Raw genomic sequence first — 344 nt, 5'->3', positions numbered from 1 at the left:
TTGTCTACTTTCTGATCAAAATCTTTTGCCTTCTCTTCAAGACTGCTAACCCTTTGGCTAACGCGCTCAAATTGGCTTTCACTGATGTCGTCTTGAGAAGTGTCGTCTACAACACCGTTTTCTACATTAGTAATCTTACTCGCTACTCCTTTACGACTAACGTCATACGCTCCCTTTTCTTCATTAGCTAATGGTAATCTAGCAGCAGATGAGCTTTTCGCAGATGCGCTTCTCATAAAAGGAAAGCCGTCTGAAATATTATCACCATTTTGAGATGGTATATTCATTGGCTTGACAATATTGCTGTCCTTTATCTTAGTAATCTGATGATTCAAAGTTGTGAC

Annotated in this window: 1 protein-coding gene; it reads right to left on the bottom strand. The window is 39.2% G+C overall.

Annotated elements, in window-relative coordinates:
- Positions 1–287: hypothetical protein (locus ACFINM_RS09840; RefSeq protein WP_375641373.1), on the bottom strand; the 287-nt coding region annotated here is incomplete at its 3' end.
- Between the last annotated feature and the right edge of the window lie 57 nt (positions 288–344).

The organism is Bartonella sp. AA168HLJHH (assembly GCF_042197365.1).
GTDB lineage: Bacteria > Pseudomonadota > Alphaproteobacteria > Rhizobiales > Rhizobiaceae > Bartonella.
The sequence above is the reverse complement of the archived record's forward strand: the minus strand, read 5'-3'. Positions and strand labels throughout refer to the sequence as shown.